The sequence below is a fragment of the Porticoccus sp. Uisw_050_02 genome, assembly GCF_047729555.1.
Classification (GTDB): domain Bacteria; phylum Pseudomonadota; class Gammaproteobacteria; order Pseudomonadales; family Porticoccaceae; genus Porticoccus.
The window spans coordinates 1,146,244-1,168,099 of record NZ_CP159825.1; the positions used below are offsets into that span (position 1 = coordinate 1,146,244).

At 41.6% G+C, this 21,856-nt stretch carries 21 protein-coding genes; 14 read left to right on the top strand and 7 right to left on the bottom strand.

Translation table 11 applies throughout. The features are described 5' to 3' along the window. Positions 1 to 7: 7 nt before the first annotated feature. Together ABXT41_RS05515 and ABXT41_RS05520 are read right to left on the bottom strand one after the other, a co-directional pair. Positions 8 to 1,201, bottom strand: coding sequence for a CaiB/BaiF CoA transferase family protein (locus ABXT41_RS05515; RefSeq protein WP_415390521.1), 1,194 nt, complete (start codon positions 1,199 to 1,201; stop codon positions 8 to 10). Between the two features lie 80 nt (positions 1,202 to 1,281). Next, positions 1,282 to 2,172, bottom strand: a complete 891-nt coding sequence (locus ABXT41_RS05520) for an AEC family transporter (protein WP_415390522.1) — start codon at positions 2,170 to 2,172, stop codon at positions 1,282 to 1,284. Between the two features lie 164 nt (positions 2,173 to 2,336). Between ABXT41_RS05520 and ABXT41_RS05525 the strand changes: the two genes are divergently transcribed. From ABXT41_RS05525 to ABXT41_RS05590, 14 genes are all read left to right on the top strand, one after another. Beyond that, positions 2,337 to 3,704 carry a hypothetical protein gene (locus ABXT41_RS05525; RefSeq protein ID WP_415390523.1) on the top strand — a complete coding sequence of 456 codons (1,368 nt, stop codon included), beginning with the start codon at positions 2,337 to 2,339 and terminating at the stop codon, positions 3,702 to 3,704. Next, positions 3,697 to 4,431, top strand: a complete 735-nt coding sequence (locus ABXT41_RS05530) for a hypothetical protein (RefSeq protein WP_415390524.1) — start codon at positions 3,697 to 3,699, stop codon at positions 4,429 to 4,431. Before ABXT41_RS05525 ends, ABXT41_RS05530 begins: the two co-directional genes overlap by 8 nt. A gap of 4 nt (positions 4,432 to 4,435) precedes the next feature. After that, positions 4,436 to 5,638, top strand: a complete 1,203-nt coding sequence (locus ABXT41_RS05535) for a hypothetical protein (RefSeq protein ID WP_415390525.1) — start codon at positions 4,436 to 4,438, stop codon at positions 5,636 to 5,638. Positions 5,639 to 5,643: 5 nt separating this feature from the next. Beyond that, entirely contained in the window at positions 5,644 to 7,146 is a 1,503-nt protein-coding gene (locus tag ABXT41_RS05540) for a tetratricopeptide repeat protein (RefSeq protein ID WP_415390526.1), read from the top strand. Continuing rightward, complete coding sequence (locus tag ABXT41_RS05545) at positions 7,146 to 9,248, top strand: SUMF1/EgtB/PvdO family nonheme iron enzyme (RefSeq protein WP_415390527.1); 2,103 nt, start codon at positions 7,146 to 7,148, stop codon at positions 9,246 to 9,248. Before ABXT41_RS05540 ends, ABXT41_RS05545 begins: the two co-directional genes overlap by 1 nt. Before the next feature lie 34 nt (positions 9,249 to 9,282). After that, complete coding sequence (locus tag ABXT41_RS05550) at positions 9,283 to 9,546, top strand: hypothetical protein (protein ID WP_415390528.1); 264 nt, start codon at positions 9,283 to 9,285, stop codon at positions 9,544 to 9,546. A 14-nt stretch (positions 9,547 to 9,560) separates the two neighbouring features. Next, a complete protein-coding gene (locus ABXT41_RS05555; RefSeq protein WP_415390529.1) occupies positions 9,561 to 10,364 on the top strand; it encodes a MotA/TolQ/ExbB proton channel family protein in 804 nt (267 codons plus the stop codon). A 42-nt stretch (positions 10,365 to 10,406) separates the two neighbouring features. Continuing rightward, the gene (locus ABXT41_RS05560; RefSeq protein ID WP_415390530.1) at positions 10,407 to 11,714 is read left to right on the top strand and encodes a hypothetical protein; all 1,308 of its coding nucleotides are present in this window, start codon (positions 10,407 to 10,409) and stop codon (positions 11,712 to 11,714) included. Between the two features lies 1 nt (position 11,715). After that, entirely contained in the window at positions 11,716 to 12,780 is a 1,065-nt protein-coding gene (locus tag ABXT41_RS05565) for a VWA domain-containing protein (RefSeq protein ID WP_415390531.1), read from the top strand. Further along, a complete protein-coding gene (locus ABXT41_RS05570) occupies positions 12,777 to 13,775 on the top strand; it encodes a VWA domain-containing protein (RefSeq protein WP_415390532.1) in 999 nt (332 codons plus the stop codon). Before ABXT41_RS05565 ends, ABXT41_RS05570 begins: the two co-directional genes overlap by 4 nt. Continuing rightward, complete coding sequence (locus ABXT41_RS05575) at positions 13,776 to 14,405, top strand: hypothetical protein (RefSeq protein ID WP_415390533.1); 630 nt, start codon at positions 13,776 to 13,778, stop codon at positions 14,403 to 14,405. It abuts the gene before it with no gap. After that, positions 14,395 to 15,063, top strand: a complete 669-nt coding sequence (locus tag ABXT41_RS05580; RefSeq protein ID WP_415390534.1) for a hypothetical protein — start codon at positions 14,395 to 14,397, stop codon at positions 15,061 to 15,063. The genes ABXT41_RS05575 and ABXT41_RS05580 overlap by 11 nt, the downstream gene beginning before the upstream one ends. Positions 15,064 to 15,152: 89 nt before the next feature. Continuing rightward, on the top strand, positions 15,153 to 15,644 hold the full coding sequence (locus tag ABXT41_RS05585; protein ID WP_415390535.1) for a DUF3237 domain-containing protein: 492 nt from the start codon (positions 15,153 to 15,155) through the stop codon (positions 15,642 to 15,644). Positions 15,645 to 15,858: 214 nt separating this feature from the next. After that, positions 15,859 to 16,872, top strand: coding sequence for an NADP-dependent oxidoreductase (locus tag ABXT41_RS05590; protein ID WP_415390536.1), 1,014 nt, complete (start codon positions 15,859 to 15,861; stop codon positions 16,870 to 16,872). Positions 16,873 to 16,992: 120 nt separating this feature from the next. On the opposite strand, the gene ABXT41_RS05595 is transcribed toward ABXT41_RS05590, so the two are convergent. From ABXT41_RS05595 to bioB, 5 genes are read right to left on the bottom strand one after another with little or no spacing between them, the layout of a single operon-like run. Continuing rightward, on the bottom strand, positions 16,993 to 17,181 hold the full coding sequence (locus ABXT41_RS05595) for a DUF3094 family protein (RefSeq protein WP_415390537.1): 189 nt from the start codon (positions 17,179 to 17,181) through the stop codon (positions 16,993 to 16,995). 42 nt (positions 17,182 to 17,223) lie between these two features. After that, positions 17,224 to 17,904: a dethiobiotin synthase gene (bioD, locus tag ABXT41_RS05600; RefSeq protein ID WP_415390538.1), complete on the bottom strand. Its 681-nt coding sequence runs from the start codon at positions 17,902 to 17,904 to the stop codon at positions 17,224 to 17,226. Beyond that, positions 17,897 to 19,588 (bottom strand): malonyl-ACP O-methyltransferase BioC, encoded by a 1,692-nt coding sequence (gene bioC / locus ABXT41_RS05605; protein ID WP_415390539.1) that lies wholly within the window; start codon positions 19,586 to 19,588, stop codon positions 17,897 to 17,899. Before bioC ends, bioD begins: the two co-directional genes overlap by 8 nt. Continuing rightward, entirely contained in the window at positions 19,585 to 20,769 is a 1,185-nt protein-coding gene (bioF, locus tag ABXT41_RS05610; protein WP_415390540.1) for an 8-amino-7-oxononanoate synthase, read from the bottom strand. Before bioF ends, bioC begins: the two co-directional genes overlap by 4 nt. 15 nt (positions 20,770 to 20,784) lie before the next feature. Continuing rightward, the gene (gene bioB, locus ABXT41_RS05615; protein ID WP_415390541.1) at positions 20,785 to 21,843 is read right to left on the bottom strand and encodes a biotin synthase BioB; all 1,059 of its coding nucleotides are present in this window, start codon (positions 21,841 to 21,843) and stop codon (positions 20,785 to 20,787) included. Between the last annotated feature and the right edge of the window lie 13 nt (positions 21,844 to 21,856).

Below are 21,856 nucleotides of genomic sequence, written 5' to 3' on the forward strand. Positions count from 1 at the left end.
GTGGGTCTCAAATGACTCCGTCATTTTTCAGCGCTTCTTGAGATATCTCATCCAATCCAAACAGTTTGCCAAATATTTCTGCATTGTGGCTACCGATATCAGGTCCTGCCCAGGCTGTCTCTCCTGGGGTTTCACTAAGCTTTGGTATCATTGCAGGAATCTTCAGTGGCTCACCGTTCACCTGCACATCTTCAAACAATCCGCGTGCATTAAAATGTGGATCTCCCAGCATATCTGCTGCATTGTAAATCGGGCCTGAGGGTACATCACTAGCATCTAAAATTTCCAAAACTTCCTTGCTTTCTAGCCCCCTACACCATGTAGAGAGAGCTAGATCTATCTCATCCTCAAACTGCACACGACCTGCATTATCAGAAAAATGTGGATCCTGGGCCATGTCTGGTCGACCAATAGCTATCATTAGACGGCTAAAAATTGAATCTCCATTACCTCCAATTACAACGTATTTTTTATCAGCACACCGATAAATATTTGTGGGAACAATACCAGTTACCGTGGTTCCTGAAGGCTCACGAACTATTCCGGCGCCATCAAATTCAGGAATAACGCCTTCTAGCATATTAAACATTGCTTCATATAAAGCGATATCGACAATTTGCCCTTTGCCGCTACTGTGACGTGAAAGAAGCGACAGTAGAACGCCAAAGGCAGCATGAAGGCCAGCGATACTATCTCCAATACTGAGGTTGGGCCGAACGGGGGCTTCTCCCGGAACACCATTGACATAACGAAAGCCGCTAATTCCTTCACATACCGAAGCAAATCCAGGCTTGTGGGCATAAGGTCCAGTCTGCCCATAGCCAGATATACGGGTGTAGATCAAACCAGGGTTAGATTCCCTGAAGCGCTCTGGACCCAGATTCCAGCCCTCCATTACTCCAGGTCGAAAATTTTCTATTAATACATCGGCACCATCAATAAGCTGCCCAACTAGGTCTCTGCCTCTCTCTGATTTTAAATTGATTGTGATACATTTTTTGTTGCGGCCTAGACTTCGCCACCATAGTGAAGTTCCATCCTTTAACACTCTCCAGTTACGCAATGGATCCCCTTTGCCCGGAGGCTCAACTTTTATCACTTCGGCACCAAAATAGGCTAGCAGTGCCCCAGTAAAAGGGCCAGCAAGCAATTGTCCTAACTCTATTACTCGATATCCTGATAAAGGTTTTGTATTTACCAAAACAACACCCTCAGTTCGTTCCGCCACCTAAATAAAAATAGAATTTATCATGACATTATACCTTTGCATTCAAAGAAACCTTATAGCAAAAAATACAACAATACAGGAATCACCAGAAGAGACAATAAAGTAGAGGTCACAACTACCCCTGCTACCTCATTTGGGTCTCTATCAAACTTCAGTGCCAATAAATAATTAAACACTGCGGCTGGCATAACAGATTGTAATAAAACAACATGTTTTGCTGTTCCCGAAAGCCCTAGTATTTGAACAACCATACAAGCAAATGCGAATCCGCCACCTATACGTAATAATGAAAATATTATGCTACGACCCCAGCCTGCAGTGGTCAGGTTTGCAAGCGAGACACCCAAGGTAATCAGCATCAGCGGGATAGTCAGCCCACCCAGTAATCCCAGAGTAGAGTCAATCCAACCAGGCAGAGTTACTCCTGTTCCCAGCAGAAAAATTGCTATAATAATAGAATGGACTAGTGGCAAGAAGGCCAAATCTTTAAGTGCTACCCTAAATCCTTTATTAGAGCGAGACATCAGAGCTACCCCACCAGACATCAATGCTGCCATTTGCACAAGAAAAAAAGCCAAGGCAAGAGCCAAGCCCTGCTCCCCAAATGCAAACAAACACAACGGCAAACCCATATTGCCATTGTTTGGAAAAACCACTGTTGGCAACAATGCGCGAATACTCCCGCCAGAGATACGCAATGCCAACATACCAAGCATTGCAGTGCCTAGAAATATTAGCAGTGCTGCGAAAGCAACTGCATAAAATTCTTGTCCAGAAACTTCAACTTTACTGATAGTCGAAATAACCAAGCATGGTGCACCAATATTCATAACTATACGACTAACAAATTCAGCTGAATAAGGTATAGAAGACCGCGCCCAGCAATACCCTATGGCGGTACAAATAAAAACCGGGGCCATCACGCTCCATAACTCAAAAAACATTTATCTTTTACCTCATTTCTTAAAAATAATACGCTACACTTAAGCCTTACAGATTAACAGGTGAAGTATATTAAGCTTTGTATAATGCCAATAAAAACATACCGCAATGAATAATCTGTCGCTATCCACCCATGGAGGCAAGAATTAAAAGCGAGCCAAAATACATGAATTTTACAGGGAATCTAACACGTATCTTGATTTTATGTATTTGTGTATTCTCATACCATTCTGTAACGATTTTTGCTGCAAGTGCAGCCGTGTCCTCTAGCACTATGCTAGATACCTTTGAAGAAAAAAAAGATCTAGTGACGAATGATCCAGGACAAAATAACTTCCCAAAAAAATCTGCAAAAACTGATTCCAAGGATCCCTCTGAGTTTAAACTAATTGTTGATAGCCATCTTCTCGCTATCGAACAAAAAGAAGGCGAGGAAGGCCCTTACAGTCTAGAGTTATCAGAAATGCTTTATAACCTAGGAAAGATACTTCAAAGTAATCGCCGCCCAAATGAGGCAATTGCCGTCTACAGAAAAGCACTTTACATTAAGCGTATTAATGATGGCCTGTATGGCTTATCTCAAGAAGCGATACTGCGCGGTATTATTAACAGTCAGGCCAGTCAAGGCAACATTACCGAAACAACTATTACTTACGGTCAATTACTCCAAGTTTATTTGGAAACTTATGGCCAAAGCAGCACAAATCTCATACCCCTCATGAGTGAGGTAGGTCAATGGAATCTTGATGCATACTCCCAGACTGGAAGCCGTAATGACGGCTCTCACCTTGAAATAGCCTTCCAGTTATATTCAGATGCCATTAGGATCTTAATCGAGCATCAAGATGAATCTAACACTAAGCTATTATCGTTATTAACTAGCTTAGCCACAACATGCTACCACCTGTCTGCGCATCAGCAGTTATATCCTGACTTTGGAGAACTTGGAGCATCTGTTCCCTTTGGTTACCGGTCAATGGCTCCAAAAAACACAGTCCTAGGCCGGGGTGCTTACTTTAATCATGGCCTATTGGCACAGGACCAGATACTTAAAATACTCAATGAAAATTACAACTCCACAAAAAAAGAAAAGGCTTTAGGGCAAACTAATTTGGGTGACTGGTATCTCTTATTCGGAAAGTACCAGCTAGCAATAGATGCTTACAAAGAATCCTATAATATAGTAACTGGGAACAAAGAAGCCAAAGAAGCCTTAGACAGACTATATTCTAGGCCCGCTATGTTGCCAAGACGCGACAGTTTCTTTGGCTCTCAGGGATCTAGAATTATCGAGCCAAGACAAGAATCGACTCCGCCATCAACAGGCAACTATGTTAATCTTTTAGTAGATGTAACTGCGGCGGGAAGCGCAACTAATTTTAACATTCAAAAAATATATCCTACAGAAACACATGAATATGGCGAGCGAGCTATAGAAACTATTCGCTCAAAAAAATTTAGGCCTCACCTCAAAAATGGAGTGCCGAAATTAGCAACTGATTTTCCGATACGAGTGATACTTCCAAATGAATAAAATTAAACAGATACAGCCAGATAGCCAAAGAGTATTCTTTACCCTGCATGCAATTCTGAGTGGCGTCATAATCTTATTGTTAGGGGGGTGTGAAAGTATGGCAGCTAGCAACAACCCCAGCTCAAAATCGACTTCATCTGCCGCTACTCAGCCAGAAAAAATCGTCTTGCCTGGCACGCCAGGAATCATTCCTTCTCAAGGCTATCAGAACACACCAAACAGGGAAAATATCCCCTCTAGCATAACTACTGAAAAAGAAAATATATCAATTTTAAATGCAGAGCTAGAAAAATCAATGACCGCATTCGATAATATGCTTGCCTCCGAAAACACCACTATCGAAATTGAAGAAGACACGATGTCAAGCGATGCTTTAAGTGACACTTTAAGTGATAATAATTCTGAATCGATGGAAGAAGCTACAAACTCTAGCTCAAGCAGCGCTTCAGAGAGACCCTCGGGAGCCGAGGCTAGCAATGAAGGAGAAAATGGCAATGGAAGCAGCAGTGTCAATAATAATAACAATGCTCGCTATCAATCTTCTATTCCAGACCAGGGCAGCCTGCCTAGCGGTCGGCCTGATACTAGTACCCCGGTAGATGTTATAGATAGTGCTAGTGATGACATCATTGCAAGACAAATACGAGAGGCTGCAACAAAAGAAAAAGACCCCAAACTACAAGAAAAGCTTTGGGCCGAATACCGAAAATATAAACAGGGTAACTAAAAAAATGCCTATGAAGTCACAGTTTGCTCATAAAAGATCACCAATAGTCTCTTTTCTTCTTGCTTTGACTATGTTGGCGTTTGCTGCCTGTAGTGTTCAAAAAGTCACAAGCACTGTCGTTATGCCGCTTAACCAGCAGCCTGTTTCAGCACAAAGACTGCATCCGCTTGATATTGCCGTATTGCCTTTTAAAACTCCCCTTAAGGGCTCACAAGAAAATATCAGCCCAGCGACCTCTTCTTCTGCGCGTAATGCTGAAGGGCTTTTCTTGGCTAATCAGTTAACATCAACCATTCAAAAAACATCAGCATGGGGCGCAGTACGATCGATTCCTAGTCGTGAAACAACTGTAGATGTATATGTGGAAGGCAAAATCATTAACTCTGATGGTGAAAAATTAACCTTAGAAGTCAGCGTATCAGACACTAGCAACCGACTCTGGTACACCAAAACCTATACGCAGAGCGTAGGCTACTATGCTTACAAGAATACTATGGAACTTTACCGTGACCCTTTTCAGAATCTATTTAACAGCATAACAAACGATTTGGTACAATATCGCCACGAATTATCTTCTGTTGATGCAAGAAGATTATCCACAATTTCCAGCTTAAGATTTGCCCGTGATTTTTCTCCAGAAGCATTTGGCTCACATATAAAAGAATCTTCATCTGGTGAATTTCAAATCATCCGGCTTCCTGCAGAAAATGATCCTGTTCTGACTAAAATATCAGAAATTCGAGAAAGAGATTATTTATTCGTAGATACTATGCAAGGACATTATGACGCCTTCTCAGGGCGTATGAAAAAACCTTACCAATCATGGCGCCAAGCCACTCATGAAGAAATAAGCTCTGCACGAGAGCTTAAGCGTCAATCTGTAACTCGAACTATTGGGGGAATTGCTGCTGTTATTGGTGGAATTATGGCCTCTGGAAGCGGAAATGGTTCTGCGCAATCTGCCGGTGCGGTGGCAATTGGAGCCGGGGCTCTTTTGGTTAAAAGTGGTTTCGAGAAAAGAGCTGAATTAAAGATTCATGAAGATGTACTGGCTGAACTGGAGCAATCCTTAGAGGCAGAAATTGAACCTCGTGTAATTGAACTAGAGAATCGCACAGTAACCCTTACAGGAAATGTAGAGGAACACTACAATCAATGGAGATCTCTTTTGCGAGAAATATATAAAACTGAGCGCGGCGAGATCTAATCTAAATGAACGATACTGATGGCACCAAGCCACACTCTGAATCCATAAACGCCACTAATGTTCCTTTAACTAGAAATACCATCAGTGTAGCTGAGTCTATTCCTTGGCAGCAAAGACGCAGCACTATTATTGCTCTAGGTGTCAGTTTTTTTCTGGCACTAGTAGTCATATTTGCGCTCCCCTTTTTGATTCAGAAGCCCACAGAGTCTGAGCTGCAAATAGAAAGTCAGCACAGACAGACCCCGTCTTTAAAAGAATCCCCCTTTGTAGATGCGCAGCTATTGAAGGCTCGACGAAAATCGCAAGACAGTCTCAGTAAATTTCTTGCTAGCCAGGATTTTCTTGAAAGTAAAAATGTTCAGCTATGGGGTAAAAAGGTATTTGAGAATGCCCTAGAAATAGGAGCCAAAGGAGACCTCTTGTATCGCCAAAGAGACTTCAAACAGGCTTTAATTTTATACGAACAAGCACGAACTAATCTTGTAGAGCTGGAAAGCCGAGTGCCTGAAGAATTATTTATTAATCTCAAAATAGCCGAACAGGCCTTTTCTCTTGGAAATGCAACAGAAGCGAAGGAATATTATCAGCTGGCGCTCTCTATTGACCCCTCTAACACTATCGCCCAAAAAGGCTTAGAGAGAGCTTATTTTTTAAATGAAGTTTTGGCGCTGCTCAAGCAAGCCAACAATGTCCTTGAGGAAGGAGATCTTAAGCAAGCACAAGAAATTTTTCTGAAAGCCGTCAATCTTGACCCTTTGAGCGAAGAGGCTATAAGTGGAGCTAGCAAGGTTTTACATCTTATTACAGAAAACCAATTTATCGATACCATGAGTGCCGGCTATCAAGCGCTAGAAAATAACCAACTCAACGGAGCCATACGGTCATTCCAGAAAGCGCTAGAACTAAAGCCTAAAAATTCAGGGGCCTTTTTAGGCTTAACTCAGGCACAATCATTATCGATCCAGAAAACTATTAAGACTCAACTAAGTACTGCTTCATCGCAAGAAGCACAGGAAAAATGGCATCAAGCCATAGGGAGCTATGGAGCCATCTTGGCGAAAAATAACTCATTGATAGAAGCACAGCTAGGCGAAAGCCGCAGTAAATCTAGAGCCAATCTAAGCGACGCTATAGACATTATTCTAGCATCCCCTCTTAGGCTTGCATCACCAAAAGTGTATGAACACGCTAAAAAATTACTGGACACTGCACAGAAAATCAAACTTTCAGGGCCCAAGCACACGCAACAAACTAATCAGCTCAGTCAGGCTCTTGAAGAATCACAAGTGGTTCTATCGGTGCAGTTCCGCTCAAACGACTCCACTACAATAGTACTTTTGAGGCATGGTATGCTTGGATTATTTAAGGAGAAACAATTATCACTTCAGCCAGGGGATTATATCGCGCTAGGCAGCCGAAAAGGCTATCGTGATGTGCGTCTTGAATTCAGAGTGACGCCAGAAAAAATGCCACTCAGCGTAGAGATTGCATGTGAAGAGAAAATTTAATGACAAAAAGAAAAGATACTGAGTCAACATCCCGCAAGCAGTCTGCATCAAGCGATGAAAAGCTTATTCCTGTAGATTTTCAACCGATACAAGATGCGGTCAAAGGCTCCAATGTCTCATTCAAACCATTAAGGTCAAGTGTTACGCTCGGGCTCTTAATAAGCACTCTAGCAATATGGTTTCTTCTCACAGCAAAATCAGTAGTTATCTCAGTTGCCCCTCCTGCAGCCCAGCTCAATATAAAAGGGGGTTTCAGTTTCCCTTTAGCTGATCATTATCTAGTACGGCCGGGGAGCTACACAATTGAAGCATCAACTGATGGCTATATTGATCTAAAACACCCTTTTACTATTGGCGAAGATGACCATACAGTAATAAACCTAAGCATGGAAAAGAAGCCAGGCCACCTGCATTTAACCACTCATCCTGAGGGAAGTGAGATTCTTGTGGATGGAGAATTTATTGGAGTTGGCCCTTTTACAATAACCCCGCTATCTTCAGGGCCGCACTTGTTAGACATCAGAGCGCCTCGCTATATCCCTAAAACTGTAACTGTAGAAATAGAAGGGCTGGATCGCCAGCAGGATCTACATGTTAGCCTTAAGCCTGACTGGGGGCATATAGAATTTAGCTCTTCGCCACAAGGTGGAACGATACGGGTCAGTGGGCAAATTATCGGAAAAACTCCATTCTCAGTACCAGTTCTATCAAGCGGAGAGGTCGTTACCATTACATACCCTGGCTATAAACCATGGAGTAAAAAATTATCTATAAATGCAGGCGATATCCTGAAGATACCAGAAATAGAACTAGTACCTGCTGACAGCATTGTAGATCTAAGCACTATGCCATCTGGAGCGACAATTACAATAAATGGCGAATACAGAGGCAATACCCCCAACACTGTTTATCTCGATGCTGATAGGAAGCATAATATTTCCGTTTTTCTTAATGGTTACTTGACCCAAAAACACTCCGTATCACTGGCGTCAGGAAAAAGAAAGAATCTGTCTTTAGAATTAATTCCTAGCATAGGTGCTGTCAAAGTACTTGTGTCTCCAAAAGATTCCACAATATGGATTGACGGAAAATTACTAGGTATTACAGGCGAAACCCTACGGCTGCCGTCTCGTCCGCATCTCATGGAAATCAAAAATTCTGGCTATGTCAGCTACAAAAAAGTTATCACACCACAGCCTCAGTTAGAACAAGTCATCCAAGTTCAACTGCTTACAAAAGAAGAGCATTATTGGGCAAGCATTCCAGTAGAGATTACAAGTCCAGGGGGGCAGATCTTGAAACTATTCAAGCCAAAGGGTACTTTTACAATGGGAGCCCCTAGGCAAGAAGTCGGCCGAAGAGCAAATGAGGTATTAAGAAAAGTAAAAATTACACGCCCTTTTTACTTGGCCGCCAAAGAAGTGACTAACGATCAATACTGGCAGTATAAGCAGCATAGCTCTCGTCATGCCGGCGGCAAAACTTTAGATCGACCAAAGCAACCTGTGGTGAGCATTAGCTGGGAACAAGCGGCCTTATACTGTAATTGGCTCAGCCGGAAAGAAAAACTACTTCCGTTCTACATAGAGAGTGCTAATAAAATTACCGGTTCAAACATTAGTGCTACTGGTTATCGTTTGCCTACAGAAGCCGAATGGGCATGGGCTGCCAGGTCTTCAGGACCAGACAATCAGTCAGAAAATTTACATAATAACTTTCCACCTAAGGACAAAAGTGGCAATTTTGCTGACATCAGCGCAGCTAACATTTTAGAATCAGTCATCCCTGTTTATAATGACGGACATTCTACTACAGCGACAGTAGGGAGCTTTAACCCCAACAAAAAAGGTCTGTACGATCTAGATGGAAATGTAGCTGAATGGGTAAACGATTACTATGGTATTAGGTTTAATCTTGGCAATGCAGTAGAAATAGATCCTATGGGACCAAATGAGGGAGAACTGAGAGTCATACGTGGGGGTAGCTGGCGCCATAGCGATATAGCTCAGCTGCGACTATCATTTCGAGATACAGGTAATAGTGCCCGAGATGATGTAGGCTTTAGGGTTGCTCGCTACATTAAATCAAAAGATAAAAAATAAAGATAGAATAACTAATAATAACTGGGGCAGCAGGATGAAATCCTATTTCATTTTATTACTATTATCAGGACTCAGTCCTCTCGTTTTTGCGAAAGATGAGCAATCAGCACAGATGTCTAACCCTCAAGCAGTAAAACCAAAAAACTCCGAAATAGCCATTTCGAGAGAATCTAATCTGAAATCAAGACAAAAAGTAACGCCGCCAAACGCTGCCAACAATAGAATATTAGAGCGAGAATTCAGCCCTAGCGAAGAAATTTCTGAAGATCTACCAATTCCATTTCCCGTGGACATTTAAGGAGTTCTAATCATATGGAAACAAAAGTCTCATCAGAATTCATGTATCAGGTTTTTTCACTGATTCTGGCGCTAATTGTAGTGCATACAATATACTTGGCACTCATTCGTCCTAATGCAAATATTCTACTAGAGCAACAGTTAGCCAAAGAAGAGGCCGGGGAACCTTATGTGGCTGTAAGGTCATTTTATATTGTAGTAAAAGACTATGAACAGGAAGCCTGTTTTATATTGATGATTTGGGCCTGCGCCATCATGGGCTTCAAGGCAAGAAGTACCATGGATGAGCGTAAGTTACTCAACCAAAAATTATTAATAGCCACTGAAGGAACACGAATATTGCCCGAAGACGCACGCCAAATATCTCGTCCTATTCAAGCATTAGCCCCCACTCAGAAGGCATGCCTTATTCCAAGAGTACTTCTGACTGCGCTGCATCGATTTGAATCTACAAGGAATATCCAGGATGTCTCCAGCGCTGTCAGTGAAGTCCTAGACAAAGAATCTGATCGACTAGACTCAGAATTATCTATGGTGCGATATATTGCATGGGCAATCCCTTCAATTGGATTCATAGGCACTGTTAGAGGTATTGGAGAGGCATTAAGTCAAGCGCATAAAGCGATTGAGGGCGATATCGCAGGAGTTACAGCAAGCCTGGGAGTAGCATTTAACTCTACTTTTATCGCATTGGTAATAAGTATTTTTCTGATGTTTATCGTACACCAGCTGCAACTAGCACAAGAAAGACTGGTTCTAGATACACACAATTACTGTGATAGTAATCTAGTCCGCCACCTTAAAACAGATCCAGTATGACAAAAAACTAATAAAAAAATTGATTAGGTTGAAAATTCTGGTATGAGCGACAACATGGGCACAGCAATCATAGAACTTAACGACTCTGGGCACTGCTGCAGAAATAGCAAGGGTGAGGTATTTGTCAGCCCCGGTTACGCTTTTTTAACTAATAAAGGTATTGATACTGGAGATATCGCTCGACTAAAAAGCTATTTGTCGCCACAGCAAAGTTTCAATCAATTTTGGCGCCAGCTAAGTCTATCTCCACTTGCTCACTCTACAAACAAGGTTAGGCATAATGGAGATCTAGCATTCCAACAATTGCTCGACTTACATAAAGAGCTCGGCCACCCAAATGAAGTTATATTCGCTATTCCGGGAAGCTTTGATCGTGAACAGCTATCTATAATCTTAGGTTTAATTCAGGCGACCCCCTTCAAATCGATCGGTTTTGTGGACTCAGCTGTCGCAGCTGTGTCTCAACTGAAATTCACGGAAAAATCTAATAGCAAAAAATATCTGGTACATCTAGATATTCAGTTACATCAAATCGTTTTTACTCGTCTACTTGTTAGCGAACACTACAAAGAAAGAGTGCATGTTGAGGTTGTTCCCGATGTAGGGCTAAAAAATTTCTATGATGACTGGGCAAAATATATTGCTAACAAATTTATTCAAGAGTATCGATACGATCCTCTTCATACAGCAAAAGGAGAGCAGCAGCTCTACAACCTCTTACCAGGTTGGATAAAGGAGCTATGCGCAAAAAAAGAGGTAACGATTGTTCTTGACAGTCCACAGGGAAACTACCAATTAATACTGAATCTGGATGATCTTTTAACGAGAAATAACGAGAAAATAGCCCAACTAAAACAAAAATTCAGTGCTATCGTGCTCGAAGGTGATTTGTTATTTGCTAGTCATAGGACAAGATTGCTACCCGGTCTCACTGAGCAACTAGGAAAATTTCATATATTGCCAGAAAATTCTGCTGTTTTAGGGTGCCTTCAGCACCTTAACGATATCAAGCAGGATCATGAAGATATCTTTCTTGTCACCAAAATAGCCAATCAAGATCTGTCCGCAGTCGAAGAATTTTCTCAGTCACCCGAAAACACCCCAACCCATGTCCTCTATCAAAATACAGCTCTAGCAATAGGAAAAATATTATACATTAGTACTCATGGGACACTTCTCGCATTCTCGCAAGGGCGCGCAACCAAAACGTTTCTTTCCTATAAAAATGGTAACGTATACCTAACAACTAAAGAAATAGACCTAGCAAAAAAACATCAAAATAACCCACTCAGGATAGGCGAGAGTATTGCAATTAGGTCCCAGTCTTTTCAGCTGATCGAGGTAATTTAAGGTGGTTCGCCCGAAACGCAAGATAACTACTTTTAGTTTATCTTTTTTGGATATTATGGCCTGTGGATTTGGGGCTGTTACCCTTTTATTTCTGATACTTAAACATAACCCTATTGCTAACGAATCAACTGACCCTTTACTTGTTACTGAAAAAAATCTTCTTCAAGAAGAAATTCAAGTAGGGACAGCTGACTTGATAGCATTAAAAAATAGTTTAAAGGATATAGAAAAATCCTACACTGAAGCTCTAGGTTTATCTAACGAGACCATAACTAAAATTCAAGAAGCTGACTTAGAGTTAAGCGTGCAATCTGACCCAAAACAAGAGATTGCTATATTAAAAAAACAACTCATTGAACTGCAGGAAAAAACAAAGCACTTTAAAGAGAAAGCTGTAGGGGAAAATACACGACATTTTTCAGGGGACGGGAAACGGCAATATCTTACCGGTCTAAAATTAGGCGGCAAGCGCATCGTAATTCTAGTTGACACTTCAGCCAGCATGCTTTCAGACTCTATTGTTAATGTAATACGTCGTCGTAATATGAGTGATGAGTCAAAGAAAATCTCCCCTAAATGGCAGCGAGCCGTCAAAACAACAGAATGGCTAATAGCTCAGATGCCTGAAGCAAGCCAATATCAAATTTATACCTTTAATAACTCATCAGGCTCAATTAATCATGACGATGGTGTTTGGCGCAATACTCGAGATAAAGCGGGCCTAGACAATTCAATTAGCCAGCTAAAAAAGATTGTTCCTGCTGGAGGCACTAATTTATCCAAGGCATTTAAGGCGTTAAAAAGTTTCAACGCTCCTCCGGATAACATATTTTTAATCACAGATGGTCTGCCCACCCAGGGAAACAAGAAGCAAAAGAATATGACCATATCCGGCATAGATCGCATACAGTTATTTCAGGAATCTTTAAAGGAACTACCATCAAGAGTCCCTGTCAATATACTATTATTTCCAATGGAAGGAGATCCTGCTGCAGCCGCCAGTTATTGGAGGTTAGCAATATCAACTAACGGGTCATTCATAAGTCCTTCGCGAGATTGGCCATGAGTCGTAATAAACGGCAAAAGAAACGCAACGTCACTGAGATTAGTGTCTCTTTTCTCGATGTTATTAGTTGTGGTTTTGGGGCCATAGTTCTTTTGCTGTTAATTGCCAAGACTGTTGATCCATCAGCATTTCAAACCGTAAAAAATCCTATAGAGGGTAGTATGGCTGCAATGCAGCAGCAACTATTTAAGATACGCGGCGAAACAACCGCACTCAATCTTTCCTTTCAATCTAAAGAAGAACAGCTCTCTGATATTCGCACTCGTATCGAAAATCTAAAAAAAGAGCTAGCCGAAATACAACAGAAAAAAAAAGCAGCAGCTAGACTAGAAAAAGCAGAGCGAAGCAAATTATTGCTTGCCCAACAAAATCTTACCGAAGAAATGAAGCGCCTTTTAATGGGCGTCGAACAATCTAAAAATGACATGATTGGGGGGATTCCTGTTGATAGCGAGTACATTATTTTTATCGTAGACACATCAGGCAGTATGTTTAATTTCGCATGGCCTCGAGTGCGTAAAGAAATGATCAATATTCTTAATATCTATCCCCAAGTAAAGGGGATTCAGGTTATGAACGATATGGGGGATTACATGTTTTCTAGCTTCAGTCGAAAATGGATACCCGACACACCTGCGCGCAGAAAAGCTATCTTAAATCGACTGGCCACCTGGACGCCTTTCAGTAACTCCAGCCCTGTTGAGGGGATCCAAAAAGCAATTCAACAATTTTATTCCTCAAATAAAAAAATTAGTCTTTATGTTTTTGGAGATGACTTTACGGGAAATTCTATTGGCCAAGTCTTGGATGCTACGGATAGAGCCAATCGAGATAATGGAGCCAATCCATTAGTGCGAATACATACCATTGGTTTCCCAGTTCACTTCCAGGTAGAAGGAGGAAATCTCGCAACAGCTACACGTTTTTCCGCCCTAATGCGTGCATTAAGTTACCGTAATAATGGCACCTTTATTGGTCTTACTGGGCTCAAATAAATGGCTATCGTATTGAACACAAAATTCTCGTTAGGTTTAACTATTATTGTTTATTTGCTATTAACAGGATGCTCAACTCACGTAGTGGTAACAGGAGAGCACCCTCCCGTTTTAGTTCAACCTCTCGACTATAATGTCGGTTTAGTGCTAAACAGCTCATTTACTGATTACTCATTCACAAGAGAAAAAGACGACCAAAAAATTATCATCACTCTGGGAGACTCGCAAACTCAACTATTTTCTCAGATTTTTGAGGGTATATTTACCAGCACGCAAAGGCTTCAAGTGAAGCCCCAAATAACAACCAATCTTATGGATCTTGTAGTCATACCTCGTGTGGAAAAATTACAGGTATCTATGCCCGATGAAACCAGCCTTAACGTGTTTGAAGTATGGATACAATATAAGCTAGAAATATTTGACACAAATAGTGCACTCATCACCGAATGGTCAGTTAGTTCATATGGTAGGACGCAAACTCGTTTTCTTAAATCTACAGAAAGTGCCCTACATCAAGCCACTAATTCAGCCTTAAGAGATGCAGGGGCACAAATAGTAATTGGCTTTAATAGAATTCCAAAAATCCGCGACTGGGTTAAGCGAAAAACGGGCTCAAATAATGCCAGATAACACTTTATTGAGTACTGCTGCATGGTCTCTATTGCTTATTGCAATTCTTGCTGGTTGCTCGACATCTTCTATTGTTGACGAGCAAAGATCAGACACTGCCAGCCTGGAGCTGTCCTCTGGAGAAAGGCTGGTTATTATGGGAAGAAGACATGGAAATTCCTATGAAACTGAACCTGATTTTATCAATTGTATTAGCAATAATGTTGCCAATACAGGGAAGTTTTCGGTTATGCCAGAACAAGAATTTTTAGATACATTGTATCCTTGGTTTGAACCCAGAGTAGCGCCATTAAAATTACAAGGCATGAGTAAAACTCTTGCTATTACTGTGGTTGCTGATCGAATTAAGGCCATCGGCATCAGATATGTAATTTGGGTAGATGGAAGTACAGAAACTACAGAAGAAAAAGGCTCTATGCATTGTGGAATGGCGCCTAGCGGAGGCTGTTTTGGCTTTAAAAGCTGGGATAAAACTTCTTCTTACGAAGCGACTATTTGGGATTTGAAGCACTTAACCGAAAAAGGCAAAGTTAAGGTCGATAGTAAAGGGGCTTCATACATGCTAGGAATAATTGCACCCATACCTCTCATTGCTCAAGTAAAAGGAGTTGCCTGCGAAGATATTAGCAGTCAACTGAAAGGCTTCTTTAGTCAATAAATTTTATAGTTTATTGTCCAGACAGCTACAACAAAAAAATCTTTCAGTTAAAATAAAAAAGCAACGCAAAACCATCCGAGAAAACTTTTATGAAAAATAAACACTCATCTAGTCCCAGTACTGAAATAATCACTGAATACATAATGAGCTATCTCGCGCCTCTAGATCCGCCGATAACTGTTGATGGCGGAATGATTATAGCCAATGTGCGTCCGGGCGGCTGGGTTAAAGGTCCAAAGATTTGCGGTCAGTTCATTGCTCCTGGTGCTGACTGGCTACGTATTATGCCTTCAGGTGTTTTTCGTCTAGACGTAAGAGGCCTAATACAAACTAATGACAATGCATATATTTACTTAACTTATAACGGAATCATGAAAAATTCAGTAGAAAGCGCTGAGCGCTTAATTGGCGGGGAGCTACTAACAGATAAGGACATTCCTTATTTTGTAGCAGCGCCGACTTTTCAGACTTCCTCAGAAAAGTATAGCTGGCTTAATGAGATACAGACTATTAATAAAATGACTGAAATACAGTTTGGTAAAGAAGGTTACGTGAAATATGACGTGTTTGCTATTCGATGATCAGCGTACAAGGCACTCTAATTATAAGATAAATAACAAAGAAGCTATTGATAAAAATTTTCACCATTACGCCTTAATTATATTTTTAAGCTCATTTTTATCAAAAATATGGACGAGTTTAACCTAATCAAGCTGTAATATGACTATAATCAAAAAATTACTTATTTTTGCTACTAAAAAATATTAACCATCATTTTTTCAGGAGACAACACTGATGTCGGGAAAAAACCATGTTTGGCGACTAAGAGAGCGTCCTGTTGGTAACATTACAGATGACACATTAAGCTTTGAAAGTGAAAGCATCCCTGAACCGAAAGACGGGGAATGCCTTTTTAGGCTCAACTATTTATCTCTTGACCCAACTAATCGCATTTGGATGAGTGATGAAGAGCAGTATATGCCGCCTGTCGCTCTTAATGATCCCATGAGAGGGGTTGTTTGCGGCACAGTACTCAAAAGTAATACGCCTGAATTTAAAGAGGGCGATATTGTTAGCGGTATTGGGACTTGGGCTGACTACCAAATAGGTACGCCAGGATCGGTCGGCCTATTAGGGGCTATAGGTGGTATATCGGTCATGAATGCTTTTGCCACTCTTGCGCTTGTCGGCCCCTCGGCATACTTTTGTTTACTTGACATCGGTGCACCAAAGGCTGGGGAAACTGTAGTTGTCTCTACTGCGGCTGGCGCTGTTGGCTCAATTGTTGGTCAAATAGCGAAGATCAAAGGTTGTCATGTGGTTGGGTTAACCGGCTCTGATGAAAAATGTCGATGGATCAAAGAAGACCTAGGCTTTGATGAAGCCATTAATTATAAAACCGAAAATATACCGGATGCTCTTGCTCGTAGCTGCCCGAATGGTATTGACATATATTTTGATAGCGTTGGCGGTAGCATTCTCGACGAATGCTTAAAGCTAATGAATCTTCATGGAAGAATCCCTACATGCGGTCTTATCTCACAATATAATTCACCGGATCCAGTACCGGGACCTTACAATTATGGCTTAATATTGATGCATAGGTTGAAGATTCAGGGATTCATTATCCTGGACTATCTAGATCGCTTTCCTGAAGCAAATGAAGCCATTGTAAATTGGATGTCAGAAGGAAAAATAAAAGTGAGACTTGATGTTTCAGATGGCCTAAATTCCGCCCTACATAGCGTCAAAAAGCTATACACTGGGGAAAATACAGGAAAACTCATGGTCCGCGTTAAGGATGTTTAGGCCAACCTAAACTGACATTGTGTAAATTTTCGTAATTTTCATGCAACTTCAACATACCACTCAGGTTTTCTCATGAAGGCCTGCATGGTATATTGAAAATACATGAAGTGACAATTGCAGTTATACCGCGCCAACTAATCTGGCCAAAAACCAACTCACACCACCCATAACGGCCACAACGATCCACCATAAAAATAGCAACCTAAATCGAAAAGGCTTTCGTTCAATGGAATGAATTCCAGAGTTGATTGTCTCGTTAATCCTGGCTAAGTCTTCTTCGTTGTAATCTTCTTTGCTTCTCATGCCCATAGTAAATTTTACCTCATCTTGCTCTTATTAGCCCGTCGTTTATTATAACAAGGTTGTTATGTCGAGGCGATCAGCCACTTCATCGACTGAAGCTCCAGGTTGGTAAGCGAGCTCTCCAATCATTGGGGAGGGAATCCAACGTTGTAAAGTCGAAATATTTTCTTTATAGCGATCCATTTCTGGCACTATCTGGTTAGCTATCCAGCCTGTTAGCATCAAGCCATCTTTTTGGATAGCTTCGGAGGTCAATAATGCATGATTGATGCAACCAAGATTCATACCAACAACAAGCACCACAGGTAGTTTAAGCACTCTAGCTAGATCAGCAAAAGTTTCCCGCTCATTCAACGGTACCCTCCACCCTCCTGCACCCTCAACAACACAAAAATCAGGCCTCTGCATCATTAGCCCGCGATAAAAACCAGCTAAACGATCAACACTTAAACGACGCCCTATTTCTGCGGCAGCTATATGTGGCGCAATTTCTGGTTTCAGCGCTACAGGGTTCAGTTGCTCATAGTTTACTGGCAAGGAGGTTTGAGCCAACAGCTTGATAGCATCACTATTCCGTAAGCCGTCCACTGTCATTTCGCATCCTGCAGCAACTGGCTTAAACCCTGACGTACTTAGCCCTAGTCTAGAAGCCGCGGCCAACATGCCTGTAGCAACATAGGTCTTTCCAACATCCGTACTGGTACCTGTAATGAAATAAGATTTAGACATTCAGGGTGCATACTCCATAGATTACTTGCCATGTAGCAGGCAGCTGTCCTCGAGAATCTCGGAACTTATCGTAAGCGCTCACTAAGTTACGAATGTTTTTAGAGCCAGTCATTCCTTTATTCTGCCCAGCATTCAAGTTATGTGCACCGAGATCCTTCAGCTCTTTCATTAAATGACTGATATCGCGATAAGTTAGCTTGTGATCCTCAATTTCATAATCTTCGATATCAAAACCTGCTTGAGAAAAAGCTGTTTTCCAGCTATAAGGATCCAGGAATTGATTCACATGCACGTAGCTGTCAACTTCTATCCAAGATTTTCTTAATTCAGATAGTGTTTTACTACCAAGAGAAGTGAATGCTACTCGTCCACCAGGTTTAACTACACGAGAAATCTCATGAGCTAGCAGCGGCAACTGATCGCACCACTGGAAGGTCAAATTAGAAAAAATAACATCTACAGAGTTATCAGCCAATGGGATATTTTCTGCATCTCCACATAACCAGAGATCAATTGAATCATGCCGTGATCGAGCAACCTCAAGCATCCCCTCAGCAAGATCTATACCTACAATCGTCGCAGAATTATATTTATTGGCGAGAGGTTTGACAAAAAATCCTGTACCGCAACCCAGATCAATTACTGTGTTTTGTGACACCCTATCAGGTAAAAAATTTAGTAGTTTTTCTCCAACCTGGCGCTGCAGACGAGAAACTGAATCGTAGCTATTTGCTGCGCGACTAAAAGAATCAGCTACTCTTTTTTTATCTAAAAAATAGCGTTTTTCTTTTAAAAAAGATAGCACGCTTGATGCTACTTTTTTTGTATTACTTATATGTAGCAAATGCCCTGCTTTCGGTATAATTTTTATTTGTTGCAATGGATTCAATATTTCAAATTCACTGGTTATATCTAAATTCACTAACTGGTCGACTTCACCAAAAATATGCAGTCCGGGAATTTTCAGCTTCCTCAAGGTGTCTCTATTGTCAATTTCAGCAAGTAGTTCTAGGCCCCGAAGCCAAGCATTGTGACAATAGCTGTTCTTTTTCCTATCAGTAAATTGCTTTAATCTTTCTATCACGCCCTTTTGTAATAATCGAAACAACTTTCGTTCTTCTGTATCACCGCGACACTGCAATGCATGAAAGCGCCTCAAACAAACAGCTGGCTGCTCATTAAACAGTGTCACAAAATCTTTAAATATTTTATCTGGCATACCGAAACTCCAGCCAGGTTGCTGAGTAAAACAAGGATTAGTGGCGACAGTAATTAAATTAGAGAACCGTGAGGGATGACGACCCGCTAGAGCTGTGGCGATCGCCCCCCCTAGAGACCACCCCATGATGCTACATTTGTTTGGCATCATGGCCAAAATAGCATCGAGATAATACTCTATTGGCCAGCTAAATTCTGTGTTGGTCTCCGAGCAAGCATCAGTCTCTAGTTTAAAAACATCATTTTGGCCAAACCCAGGTAGATCAATAGCTAAAATATTTAGAGTTCTTGTTAGTTCCGGTAGAATGAGCTCCCAGATACCACTATCAGCCCCCCAGCCATGGATGAGCACTAACGGTTCTGATTGAAGAAGTTGGCCTGTACAAGGATAGGTGTGTACAGCTAGCTTACTGATCAAAGGTTTAGCTTTTTGCCCCAATAAGCCAGAAAAATTATCAGTGCTCATTTAACTAAACCCCGAAGATCCGTCAAGATGCCACTAAGGGTATCAAGAAGGGCATCAATTTCTTCTTCTGTGTGTTTTACAGAAAGAGTAATACGAAGCCTTGCGGAGTTTATAGGGACTGTAGGCCGGCGAATTGCCCCTACAAGGAAGCCATTTTCCCTCAATCGGTCGCCTACCTTAATTGCAAGCTCATCATCATAAAGCAAGATGGGCTGGATAGGGGTTGTAGATTTCATTAATTCCAATCCGAGCGTTTCTGCTCCGGAGCGAAAGCGAACTATAAGGCTGGCTAGTTTTTCACGTCGCCAAGTTTCTTGCTGTAAAATTTTAAGACTAGCACGTGTAGCTGAAGCGACGGCAGGCGGAAGTGCAGTAGTGTAAACATAGGTTCGTGCATATTGGATTAAAGTTTCGATTAATGCCTCAGAGCCTGCAACAAAAGCGCCAAAAGTTCCAAATGCCTTACCAAGAGTCCCAACCAAAATAGGAAGCTCCTCAATACTTAAGCCAAAGTGCTCAGCAAGACCACCCCCGTTATTCCCCATAACCCCAAATCCATGGGCATCATCAACCATTAGCCAACCTTGTTCTTTTTGACAGGCATTAACAAGATCAGGCAACACAGCCAGATCACCATCCATGCTAAATACGCCATCTGTCACAATCAGCTTTCTGCCGTTGACACCTTTCATTCTATTTAGCAAATCTGCAGTGTCAGAATGACGATAACGAGAGCATTTAGCTTTGCTAGCTACACCCCCATCAATTAACGAAGCATGATTTAACCGATCCTCAAAGATATGATCATTTTTATTACCAGTAAGGGCCAGAATAGTCCCCAAATTAGCCATATACCCTGTAGAAAAAAGCAGCGCTCGGGGGCGCTGAGTGAAGACAGCCAGCTCTTCTTCTAAAGCCTGGTGCTCATAAGAATGGCCGTAGACTAAGTGTGATGCGCCACTGCCAACACCAAAAGTTTCTGCACCTTTCCTGAAACTCGCAACAACAGATGGGTGGCTCGCCAAGCCCAAGTAATCATTACTGCAAAAAGCGATACAATCTTTACCGTTCACCTGTACATGGGTAGACTGCGGAGATTGTAATAAGTGCCGTTGACGATAAAGGTTATCCTCATTACGCTGAGCTAGTTTAATTAAAAGCTGCTGATCCATTGAAAACATAATCAGTCAATCTTCTTAATTAGCAGCGTCGTAAAATAAGTGTTCTGTTTTTGCTGTAGAAAGTTTTCTATGCAGTGTCTCTTCTTGGCCATGGGGCTCTTCGTGGATTTGATTTTTTTCGGGAACAATACCCAGTCTGTTAAGCAGAGCCATATCCTGATTAGCCTTAGGGTTAGGGGTGGTAAGCAAAGTTTCACAGTAAAATATAGAATTAGCTCCCGCCATAAATGCTAATGCCTGTAGCTGATCATTCATTTCCTCTCTTCCAGCAGACAATCTCACATGAGACTTTGGCATCATGATGCGAGCGGCAGCAATAGTCCGGATAAATTCGAAAGGATCCAGGTCCTCCTCTTGATCCAGCGGAGTTCCTTCAACTTTGACCAACATGTTAATGGGGACTGATTCGGGTTGTTGAGGGAGATTTGCTAGCTGCACCAATAATCCAGCACGGTCACTCTTACCCTCCCCCATACCCACAATTCCTCCAGCGCAAACTTTCATTCCAGCCTTTCTTACATTACTCAATGTGTTGATGCGATCTGCATAAGTACGAGTAGTGATTACTTCCCCATAATATTCTGGGGAAGTATCCAGATTATGGTTGTAGTAATCCAATCCGGCATCTGCCAATATTTGTGCCTGAGTTTCCTTTAACATGCCGAGGGTCATGCAAGTTTCCAGTCCTAAATTTTTTACTTCCTGCACCATTTTTGTAACGTATGGTAAATCTTTATCTTTTGGAGAGCGCCAAGCAGCGCCCATACAGAAGCGAGTGGCTCCGGCAGCCTTGGCTGCTTTTGCCTCCCCTATTACTTTCTCAACTGCTAACAACTTCTCAGTCTCCAGCCCCGTGTCATAGCGCGCGCTCTGAGGACAATATTTGCAATCCTCAGGGCAAGCACCTGTCTTAATAGACAGCAAAGTGCTTAGCTGAACCTCGTTAGGATTAAAGTGCTCGCGATGAACCATTTGAGCCTGAAACAATAAATCGTTAAATGGTTGCTCAAGCAAATCTAAAGTTTCCTGTCTAGTCCAGTTATGACGCGCAGGGTTTAAATGACTCACTGACATACAATCCCCTCAA

Coding starts and splice junctions, on each gene's coding strand:
- ABXT41_RS05520 (WP_415390522.1), bottom strand. CDS start 2,172: ATGTTTTTTGAGTTATGGAGCGTGATGGCCCCGGTTTTTATTTGTACC.
- ABXT41_RS05525 (WP_415390523.1), top strand. CDS start 2,337: ATGAATTTTACAGGGAATCTAACACGTATCTTGATTTTATGTATTTGT.
- ABXT41_RS05530 (WP_415390524.1), top strand. CDS start 3,697: ATGAATAAAATTAAACAGATACAGCCAGATAGCCAAAGAGTATTCTTT.
- ABXT41_RS05535 (WP_415390525.1), top strand. CDS start 4,436: ATGCCTATGAAGTCACAGTTTGCTCATAAAAGATCACCAATAGTCTCT.
- ABXT41_RS05540 (WP_415390526.1), top strand. CDS start 5,644: ATGAACGATACTGATGGCACCAAGCCACACTCTGAATCCATAAACGCC.
- ABXT41_RS05545 (WP_415390527.1), top strand. CDS start 7,146: ATGACAAAAAGAAAAGATACTGAGTCAACATCCCGCAAGCAGTCTGCA.
- ABXT41_RS05550 (WP_415390528.1), top strand. CDS start 9,283: ATGAAATCCTATTTCATTTTATTACTATTATCAGGACTCAGTCCTCTC.
- ABXT41_RS05555 (WP_415390529.1), top strand. CDS start 9,561: ATGGAAACAAAAGTCTCATCAGAATTCATGTATCAGGTTTTTTCACTG.
- ABXT41_RS05560 (WP_415390530.1), top strand. CDS start 10,407: ATGAGCGACAACATGGGCACAGCAATCATAGAACTTAACGACTCTGGG.
- ABXT41_RS05570 (WP_415390532.1), top strand. CDS start 12,777: ATGAGTCGTAATAAACGGCAAAAGAAACGCAACGTCACTGAGATTAGT.
- ABXT41_RS05575 (WP_415390533.1), top strand. CDS start 13,776: ATGGCTATCGTATTGAACACAAAATTCTCGTTAGGTTTAACTATTATT.
- ABXT41_RS05580 (WP_415390534.1), top strand. CDS start 14,395: ATGCCAGATAACACTTTATTGAGTACTGCTGCATGGTCTCTATTGCTT.
- ABXT41_RS05585 (WP_415390535.1), top strand. CDS start 15,153: ATGAAAAATAAACACTCATCTAGTCCCAGTACTGAAATAATCACTGAA.
- ABXT41_RS05590 (WP_415390536.1), top strand. CDS start 15,859: ATGTCGGGAAAAAACCATGTTTGGCGACTAAGAGAGCGTCCTGTTGGT.
- ABXT41_RS05595 (WP_415390537.1), bottom strand. CDS start 17,181: ATGGGCATGAGAAGCAAAGAAGATTACAACGAAGAAGACTTAGCCAGG.
- bioD (WP_415390538.1), bottom strand. CDS start 17,904: ATGTCTAAATCTTATTTCATTACAGGTACCAGTACGGATGTTGGAAAG.
- bioC (WP_415390539.1), bottom strand. CDS start 19,588: ATGAGCACTGATAATTTTTCTGGCTTATTGGGGCAAAAAGCTAAACCT.
- bioF (WP_415390540.1), bottom strand. CDS start 20,769: ATGTTTTCAATGGATCAGCAGCTTTTAATTAAACTAGCTCAGCGTAAT.
- bioB (WP_415390541.1), bottom strand. CDS start 21,843: ATGTCAGTGAGTCATTTAAACCCTGCGCGTCATAACTGGACTAGACAG.